This is a genomic window from Mesorhizobium sp. M5C.F.Ca.IN.020.32.2.1 (assembly GCF_004023105.1).
In the GTDB taxonomy this organism is placed as follows: Bacteria; Pseudomonadota; Alphaproteobacteria; order Rhizobiales; family Rhizobiaceae; genus Mesorhizobium; species Mesorhizobium wenxiniae.
Genome location: NZ_RZSX01000419.1, coordinates 1 through 5,367 on the forward strand (window position 1 = coordinate 1; position 5,367 = coordinate 5,367).

Below are 5,367 nucleotides of genomic sequence, written 5' to 3' on the forward strand. Positions count from 1 at the left end.
TTACCAACCACGTCGCTCTGCTTTTCGTCGGGTTAATGATCGCTTCCAGCAGCCATTCTGAGACAGCGAGCACAATTGCGGCATTCACCGCGCCCAGCGGCCATCCATTCTCGCTGATCCTCGATTTCACATGGCAGAACAGCCTGGTGCTGCTTCTGGGCACTGCAGCCTGCGCCTACTGTCATGTTGCGTTTCTTGTCGAAGCGCGACAGCGTTCCCAAGCGCTCGCCATACGGCTTTGTGCTCTGCAGCGGGATCTCTAGCTCGGGGCACAGCCATCGCGCTCCCGATCGGCATTGCCAACAAGGCGACGGCAGCTCGGAATCCAGCTGAGCGCACAACCGATCTCTCGATGTCTGTCGCTCCTAATTGATTTTCTTGTAATGGACCTTGCCGTCAGGCTGCACTATGCGCTGGTAGGACGAGTTTGGGGCAGGGGGCAGCGCCGCCGCGATCCTCTTTTTGGGCGGGCGCGGCGATTCGACGATACTGGGTTCGGTCGCTTCTTCGAGGACGGTGGCTGCATCCGCCATGGTGCTGGTCGTGACCACGGAAGGCTCCGCGATGCTCGACATGTCGTCGTCACTGGCCAGGGGCAGCTCCTGTTCAAGCCGGGCAATACTGCCTTTGACTTCGTTGAAGCTGCCCTGCAGTTGACCGTCCAGTTTTTCAAAGCGGCTTTGAAAGCCGTTGTTGACCGTCTCAAGCCGGGCTGCGATCCGTTGCTCGAACGATCCGAGTTGTTCCAGCCGCCGTTCGACAAAGCGCAGATCGTTGATGCCGCGGTAGAAATAGACCGCGGCCGTTATGTTCACCGCCGTGATCAACAAGGCGCCGACGGCGACAACGCCGATCATCTTTGCATTGCTTGGTTTCCCCACGACAGCTTGCCCTCCAGTGTGGGTTGCCGGCCCAATGTCGATCGCTGGCATATCCGGGTCGCTGATCATCGTCATTGGACCACCACCCTTGCGCCGACCGAGACGCGCTTGAAAAGATCGATCACATCGGTGTTGGTTAGACGGAAACATCCCGATGTTCCGTCGAAGCCGATGCCCTTGGGATCGTTGGTGCCGTGGATGCGGTAGAGCGTGTCGCGCCCGTCCCGCAGCAGATAGAGTGCCCTGGCACCGAGCGGATTATACGGACCGGCGGGCACCATTTCCGGCAGCTCCGGCTGGCGGGCGCGCATTTCCTTAGGCGGGTGCCATTCCGGCCATTCCGTTTTCGCTCCGACCTTGACGATGCCGGTCCAGCCAAAGCCGTCGCGCCCGACACTGATCTGGTAGCGCAGCGCCTCGCCCTGCCGGGTCACCAGATAGAGTGCCTTCTCGTCCTTGCGGATGATGATCGTGCCGGGCCGTTCCGCGGTTTGGAGAGCAACCGCCTTGCGCAGGCTGGGCCCCATTGCCGGCAGCGGCGGCCGGTCCGACAGCGCGGACCGGGCATGGGCGAATTCCCAGGCCGGCATCCCCAACACCAGGCCTATGATGCAGGCGCCGGCAAGCCTCGGGACGATGCGGTATCTACCGGGCTGCGTCATCGAGCCGCTCTTTGAACATCCGCTTCAGGTCCTTGTTGAAACGCGCCCGCCCAGCCACTTCGGAAGGCAGGATGGCTCGGTTCAGCGCGTCGGTCAGCAGCGCATTGTCCAGGCTGACCGACTTGATGTGCGGCGCCTTGAAGATCTTCTCGAGTTCGCGGCGCGAAAAGTGGTTGCCGAACCATTTGCGCTTATGCTTGTTGGCGACCAGCGTGATGCTCGCCGCATTGCCGCGCAGCTCGCGGATCTTCGTGTAGAGCCGCTTGCCTTGCCGCAGCGAGGCGACGTTGAGCTCGAAGACGATGAAGATCTCGTCGCTCGTCGAAAGCACGGAATTCTGCCAGGGGGTTTCGATATTCGGCAGGTCGATGACGATGTCGTCGAACCGGTAGGCGACGAGGTCCAGCAGCCGGAACACGAAATTCGCGCCCTGCGGCTCAAACGGCAGTTGTGGCCTCTCGAATGAATAGAGGGTCAGGCCGGACGGGCGCGAAAGCCTGATGACGTCCATCAGTTCGACATCGAGCCTTTCCGGCTGGCCGATAATGCCGGCCAGGTCGAACTGGTTGAACAGGTTGAGGTAGGCGCCGCAATTGGCGCTCTGGAAATCGAGGTCGACGAGGCAGGTCGAAGCCGCGCGTTCGGTGGATTTCGACGCCAGGAATTCCGCCGCCGACAAAGCGAGCGTCGTGGCGCCGGCGCCGCCGCTGGCGCTGATGAAAGTGATGATGCGGCTCTTGGTGCCTTGGTTGCCGGTGTCGTGGAACGTGACCGCGTTCAGCAGCTCCTTGGCGTCGAGCGGCTTGTGCAGCCAGTCCGAGGCGTTCATGCGGACCAGGATGCGCGTCTGTTCGGAAGTCAATTCGTCGGAGACCGCGATCAGCGGCACGGATGCCCACAAGGCGCGGGCCGCGACGATGCCGGGCATGCCGAGCAGCTCGCCATTGGCCAGGTCGAGGATGACGATGCCCGGCCGCGTCTCGGACGGCGGACCATTGAGGAAGTCAACCGTCTCGGAAATCCGGACGTCGTAGATGGCCAGCGCGTCCAGCCGCGTCGCCACCTCGCGCTTGAACTGCGGATCCGACGAAAATAGCGCCACCTGCTTTCGTTTGGTCGGGAGGACCTTGGTGTTGATGGCGTTCATGGCGATGTACTCCTCAGGTCTTCGCCCGTGACCGTGCTGAGCATCGAGGGCAGGGTGAGGTTTCCGTATCCGAGCAGGCCGCCGAGGAAGAAGAACTGGAAGGTCAGGTTCTGCAGCCTGACGGTGATTGTCGGCACCGGCCCGCCCAGCCGGGTCTGATAGCCCAAGCCGGTGGCGGAATAGGTGATGACGACATTGTCGCGCCGCAGGCCTGAAAAGAAATGGCACATACCCGGCCGCTGGTCTGTCGCCAGCGGGACACAGGCGTCGTCATTGGTGACTGCCGTATCGCCGCGGAAGATACGGCTGAAATTGGCGGCATTGAATGTGCCGCCATTGCTGCAAGCGCCCGAGCCGGCGGTATATGTGCAGGCGAAGGGTCCATAAGCGGCAGCAACCACCGGGGCGCCCGGTGCCGTCGTCGGTGCGGCTGTAGCTAGCGCGGTGGCAATCGGATCGGAAATCGAGGCCAGACGTGCGCCGAGCTGCACGGCCTTGTTGGCAGCGTTCCACTGATAGAGGGCGTAACCGAAATCGACGAAGCCGAGAACAAGGGCAAACAGCAGTGTCGATACGATGGCCATCTCCACCGTCGTCGCGCCGCCTTCCGATTTTGCGAAACCCCTGATCATGATCAGAACCGGATCAACCGCTCCTCGTGAGAGCTATTTAGCGTCATGGGGCCAATGCGGACCAGAGACAGCATTCCGATGCCACTATAGGCCAACGTCCCCGCCGCCCTGACGATGCAGACCTGTGGGGTGGTAGCGCGATATTGGGTGACACCTGCGACCACGGCGTCATGGCACGAGCCTGAAGCGGCAATGGTCACCGTCACATTCGCCTTCTGCCAGCCGACGATGCGCGCACTCCCTGTCCCCGCAGCATTGCCGAACACCGCGATGTTTGTGGCGATATCGGCGCAATTGATCGCCGCCAGCCCGGCCTTGGTATACAACTGGCTGTTGCAGCGCGCGGCAAAGCGTGCGGCGTCAGACAGGCCGGCCTCCATCAGCAGCTTTTGGTGGATCATATTGCCGAACTCGAACACGCCCGCCGACAGGATCAGCATCAGCGGCGCGATCAGCGCCATTTCGACGAGAGCCGTGCCGCGCTGCTCGCGTCGAAATCTGTGGAGACGATGGTACAGCGCTGCGATCATCGCCATCACCGGTAGAGCTGGGCTTCGTCGCGAAGGAAATTGTCAAGCGTGCCCTGGCCGGCACCGCCGGTTACGTCGACCAGTTCGACCATCACCGACGCGTCCTCTGATGCTGACGGCACGGGTTCAGTGAGGAAGAAACTGCCGAAGGCTTCGACCGGCAGATTGGTGCTATGGCCGGACAGGCCGTTGCCAGCAGCTTCGAGTGCAGTGCAGTTCAGGATCGCGCCATAAAGCAACCGACGATCAACTGTCGTGACAGGCGGTTGGCAAGCTGCGGCCGGCGTTCCGATCTCTCCACCGGTCGATGCGGTCGCTACTAACCCGTTCGATATCTCGTACCGATAAACCTCATAGCGCGTTGGCTTGGTCGTGTCCCATGCGGTTGGATAGGCAGCGGAACCGAAGTTGGTGCTCCAATAGCCGGAGAAGTTCCAATTTCCGTCGCCCATCCTGCCGCCCAGATACGGCGTTGTCGCATCGCGCGGAAGGCCCATCGTTCCAGCTTCGGTGAATGAAAGTTGGTTCATGGAAGGGCATTGATTGGCGCTGCCTGTGGTCCGTATCGCGCCTTTTCGGACATTGGCGGCCGGACCGTATTCGGGGCTGTCGAAGTGGTTGCCGTTAGCTCCAATCCCGAAACGAACGTTGAAGGCGTCTTGCACCGGGCCGGCATTCTGACCGGTCTTCGTCGTTACGTTCGCGGAATTGTAGCAGCCAATCGGCGTCGACGTTGCGATCGTCTGGGCCAGTGCTTGAGCACCATTTCCCACATCTGGCGGAGGCTCGAGGAAGCCGAAGTTGCCCGGACCGGCCGCAGCCCCGTTTCCGACCTTCCTCAGTTCGATCAGCCGGCGACGGACAGCCGGATTGGAAACGGCCTGCTCAAGCGTATAACCCCCGGCATTGTTTGTCCCGTTCACCATCTCATAGGGGTTGCACATAAAGACCGGTGTGAAATCGCAGACGCCTGAGGTGAAGCCCGCTACCGCGACTGCCCCGACATTGAAGCTGTCGCTGACGCCGGATGTCACAAATGAGGCGGGAAAGATCGCGGCAAACCCTTGGGGAGCGACTGTCACCTGGATGAACCGTGTTTCCGCCTGTCCGACAGCCAGGTTGGCATCTGCAAGATAGTTGGCCTGATTGGCGGTTGTAATCTTGGTTCCGTCGTTGGCAGGGATCGCTTTGAGGAAGCACCAGGAAATGTTGCCAGCACTGTTGCAGCGCTGCGTGCCTCCCGGCTGACCGGAGGTGAGAGTGAACCTGCCTGCCGTGGAGAAGTTGCTTTGATTGTCCACGAGCGTCGCCATGGCACGTTCGGCTCGCGCCCAGGAACCGCTGCTTCCGTCCAGTTCCGCTGCCGCCGCGAGCGCAAACGCGTCAGCGCCCTTCTGAAGATCGTTGTGGAGGTTGTTTACCCGGCTCATATCGATTGCGAGCAGCGAAAAGCCGATGATCGCCGGCAGCGTGACGCTGACCAGAATCAGCGCTATTCCCCTCTGATCGTGCCAG

The 5,367-nt window shown here is 61.4% G+C and carries 6 protein-coding genes and 1 pseudogene; 1 reads left to right on the top strand and 6 read right to left on the bottom strand.

From position 1 onward, the window contains the following. A pseudogene (locus EOA86_RS39480) lies at positions 1–263 on the top strand (hypothetical protein); the annotation flags it as partial. Positions 264–365: 102 nt separating this feature from the next. Here the strand turns inward: EOA86_RS39480 and EOA86_RS20435 are convergent. The 6 genes from EOA86_RS20435 to EOA86_RS20460 all read right to left on the bottom strand — a co-directional run. After that, complete coding sequence (locus EOA86_RS20435; RefSeq protein ID WP_127208600.1) at positions 366–956, bottom strand: hypothetical protein; 591 nt, start codon at positions 954–956, stop codon at positions 366–368. Further along, positions 953–1,543, bottom strand: a complete 591-nt coding sequence (locus tag EOA86_RS20440) for a L,D-transpeptidase (protein WP_128343298.1) — start codon at positions 1,541–1,543, stop codon at positions 953–955. The genes EOA86_RS20435 and EOA86_RS20440 overlap by 4 nt, the downstream gene beginning before the upstream one ends. After that, positions 1,527–2,690 carry an AAA family ATPase gene (locus EOA86_RS20445; protein ID WP_128343299.1) on the bottom strand — a complete coding sequence of 388 codons (1,164 nt, stop codon included), beginning with the start codon at positions 2,688–2,690 and terminating at the stop codon, positions 1,527–1,529. Before EOA86_RS20445 ends, EOA86_RS20440 begins: the two co-directional genes overlap by 17 nt. Then, positions 2,687–3,322, bottom strand: a complete 636-nt coding sequence (locus tag EOA86_RS20450; RefSeq protein ID WP_128343301.1) for a TadE/TadG family type IV pilus assembly protein — start codon at positions 3,320–3,322, stop codon at positions 2,687–2,689. Before EOA86_RS20450 ends, EOA86_RS20445 begins: the two co-directional genes overlap by 4 nt. A gap of 2 nt (positions 3,323–3,324) precedes the next feature. Next, positions 3,325–3,858: a TadE/TadG family type IV pilus assembly protein gene (locus EOA86_RS20455; protein WP_029348659.1), complete on the bottom strand. Its 534-nt coding sequence runs from the start codon at positions 3,856–3,858 to the stop codon at positions 3,325–3,327. After that, a partial coding sequence (locus tag EOA86_RS20460) for a pilus assembly protein TadG-related protein (protein ID WP_128343303.1) occupies positions 3,858–5,367 on the bottom strand: 1,510 nt, incomplete at its 5' end. The genes EOA86_RS20460 and EOA86_RS20455, both read right to left, overlap by 1 nt.